The organism is Phytoactinopolyspora endophytica (assembly GCF_004138495.1).
In the GTDB taxonomy this organism is placed as follows: Bacteria; Actinomycetota; Actinomycetes; order Jiangellales; family Jiangellaceae; genus Phytoactinopolyspora; species Phytoactinopolyspora endophytica.
This window is the reverse complement of record NZ_ML142864.1, coordinates 73,121-75,198: the sequence shown is the minus strand read 5'-3', so window position 1 is coordinate 75,198 and position 2,078 is coordinate 73,121. Positions and strand designations below refer to the sequence as shown.

Annotated in this window: 5 protein-coding genes and 1 pseudogene; 2 read left to right on the top strand and 4 right to left on the bottom strand. The window is 64.3% G+C overall.

The window, feature by feature from the left end; translation table 11 throughout:
* On the bottom strand, positions 1–392 hold a 392-nt coding region (locus ELR45_RS39045), incomplete at its 3' end, for a class I SAM-dependent methyltransferase (protein WP_205857254.1).
* A 296-nt stretch (positions 393–688) separates the two neighbouring features.
* Here ELR45_RS39045 and ELR45_RS42970 point away from each other — a divergent pair.
* The gene (locus ELR45_RS42970; protein WP_129668862.1) at positions 689–904 is read left to right on the top strand and encodes an FmdB family zinc ribbon protein; all 216 of its coding nucleotides are present in this window, start codon (positions 689–691) and stop codon (positions 902–904) included.
* Between the two features lie 75 nt (positions 905–979).
* On the opposite strand, the gene rpsN is transcribed toward ELR45_RS42970, so the two are convergent.
* Genes rpsN through rpmB form a run of 3 tightly spaced genes read right to left on the bottom strand, consistent with a single transcriptional unit; the run spans position 980 to position 1,690 of the window.
* Positions 980–1,285 (bottom strand): 30S ribosomal protein S14, encoded by a 306-nt coding sequence (gene rpsN / locus ELR45_RS25535; RefSeq protein ID WP_129668861.1) that lies wholly within the window; start codon positions 1,283–1,285, stop codon positions 980–982.
* A gap of 1 nt (position 1,286) precedes the next feature.
* Positions 1,287–1,454, bottom strand: coding sequence for a 50S ribosomal protein L33 (rpmG, locus tag ELR45_RS25530; protein ID WP_129668860.1), 168 nt, complete (start codon positions 1,452–1,454; stop codon positions 1,287–1,289).
* Complete coding sequence (gene rpmB, locus ELR45_RS25525) at positions 1,454–1,690, bottom strand: 50S ribosomal protein L28 (RefSeq protein ID WP_129668859.1); 237 nt, start codon at positions 1,688–1,690, stop codon at positions 1,454–1,456. The genes rpmG and rpmB overlap by 1 nt, the downstream gene beginning before the upstream one ends.
* Before the next feature lie 176 nt (positions 1,691–1,866).
* Between rpmB and ELR45_RS25520 the strand changes: the two are divergent.
* Positions 1,867–2,078 (top strand): annotated as a pseudogene (locus ELR45_RS25520) (cobalamin biosynthesis protein CobW); the annotation flags it as partial.

The following is a 2,078-nucleotide window of genomic DNA, read 5'->3' as shown; positions in this document are numbered from 1 at the left end:
TGGAACAGGACATCCAGACAGGACACCGCATCGAACGACTGCGCCGGAAGCTCTTCCTCGGCACATGTGATGTCGGCACGGACGAACTTCACGTCACGGTGCCGGTCGCGCAGCCGCTCTACCGCGGCCTCCGTGATGTCACTGCCCATCACGTCGCCCGCCCCAAGCTGCTTCCAGCACCGCACATAGACTCCGGTACCCGAGCCTACGTCCAAGACCCTGCTAGTGGCGTTCAGGTTCAACGCGCCCGCTTCGCGCAGGAAGACCTCACGTCGCACGCGGTAGACCCACGCGTTGAACGGCCGGCCGAGCGCGTGGTAGCCGACGCCGCTCTCGCTCCAGTCTTCGGCGAGCCGTCGTTCCCAGAACGCCTTCTCATCAATGCGTGTCATCTTCCTCATAGTCCCCGGATAACGAAATGATTACACCTCGAGTTTCCGGAAAAGTGTGACCCAAGGGCAAGTTACCTCTTGGACCTGCTGAAATGCACTGAGATTCGTGCCTGGGTGGGCCGTCGTCCCCAGCCACGCAGACATAACAGATCAGTTCGGGGGACCGAGATAGATAGACATGATAATTGTTCTCATATAGTCTGAAGACTGTCGAGGCGCGGTCGGTCTCATGCCCGGGTGGACCGCGCCTCGGCTACAGCCGAGCCCCGGTTCGCCGCGGGGCGTACACTGACCAGGTGCCGACATACGAGTTTCGATGCCGCACGTGCGGCTCCACGTTCGACGTATCGCGGCCCATGGATGCCGCACGCGAGCCTGCGCATTGCCCTGCCGGGCACGATGACACCGTCAAGCTCCTCACGACGGTCGGCATCACCGGCCGTTCGGAGGCCTCGGCGACGCCGGCGTCCGGCGGAGGTTGTTGCGGCGGAGCCTGCGGCTGCGGAAGCTGAAACCGCGTCGCGAGGCGGTGCTCAGCTCAGTCCCTGCAGCCGCAATCCGCCCCGCGGGGACCGCATGGCACGCACCTACCAGCTCGACTTCGTGACACCGGGGAGTTGCCCCCGATGCGCCATCTCGCGTAGCCGGACCCGCGAGAGGCCGAACTTCCGGTACACGGCCCGTGGGCGTCCATCGACCACGTCGCGATTGCGCAGCCGGGTGGCACTGGCGTCACGGGGCTGACGCGAGAGCTCGCGACGAGCCTCCGCCCGCTCGTCGTCGGTACTGTCCTGACTGGCAAGGATTCGCTTCAGCTCGGCGCGACGCTCGGCGTACCGAGCGACCACCTCGCGGCGCTGGCGATCCCGGGCGATCTTGCTCTTCTTGGCCATCTCAGCGCTCCTCTTTGAAATCGACGTGCCGGCGTACAACAGGGTCGTACTTGCGCAGCACCATCCGGTCCGGATCGTTACGTCGGTTCTTCCGGGTCACGTAGGTGTAGCCGGTGCCGGCCGTCGACCGGAGCTTGACGATCGGACGGAGATCGGCGGACTTGGCCATCAGATACGCTCCCCACGTGCTTGGATCTCCCGGACGACGGCGTCGATGCCGCGCCGGTCGATGGTCTTGATGCCGCGGGCGCTCACGGTGAGCGTGACGTTTCTTCCCAGCGACGGCACCCAGTACCGTTTGCGCTGAATGTTCGGGGTGAACCGGCGCTTGGTGCGCCGGTGCGAGTGTGAGATGCGGTGACCGAAACCCGGAACGGCGCCGGTCACCTGGCAGTGGGCAGACATAGGGATACTCCTGACGAGGCTCTGCCCGGGCCAGCCTTCACTATAGATAACGATTCCTATTTGCGCCACTGCTCCCGCGTGCCGCGGACGCGCGGCGCGTAACGCCGGCCAATGGTATAGTTATTGAGATTTATTCTCAATACTGCTTCGTCGTCGAACCTAAGAACCGAGGCGCCGTGCCTGTACCGCTACCACTCACCATCCTGTCCACCGTTGATCCCGTTCTCCGCGACTCCACGGCATTGACCATCGCCCTCGACGTCCCGGCCACGGTCGTACTGAGCTATGCGATGACGCCGCACGGCATCCAGCGGACCATCTCCGACACGAGCGGCGTGCTCGAGACCGACGAGATCCACCTCGAGCATGTCTGCCTCAACTGCGCCCT

Excerpts from the sequence above, each read along its gene's own strand:
- rpsN (WP_129668861.1), bottom strand. The coding sequence starts at position 1,285 with ATGGCCAAGAAGAGCAAGATCGCCCGGGATCGCCAGCGCCGCGAGGTG.
- rpmG (WP_129668860.1), bottom strand. The coding sequence starts at position 1,454 with ATGGCCAAGTCCGCCGATCTCCGTCCGATCGTCAAGCTCCGGTCGACG.
- rpmB (WP_129668859.1), bottom strand. The coding sequence starts at position 1,690 with ATGTCTGCCCACTGCCAGGTGACCGGCGCCGTTCCGGGTTTCGGTCAC.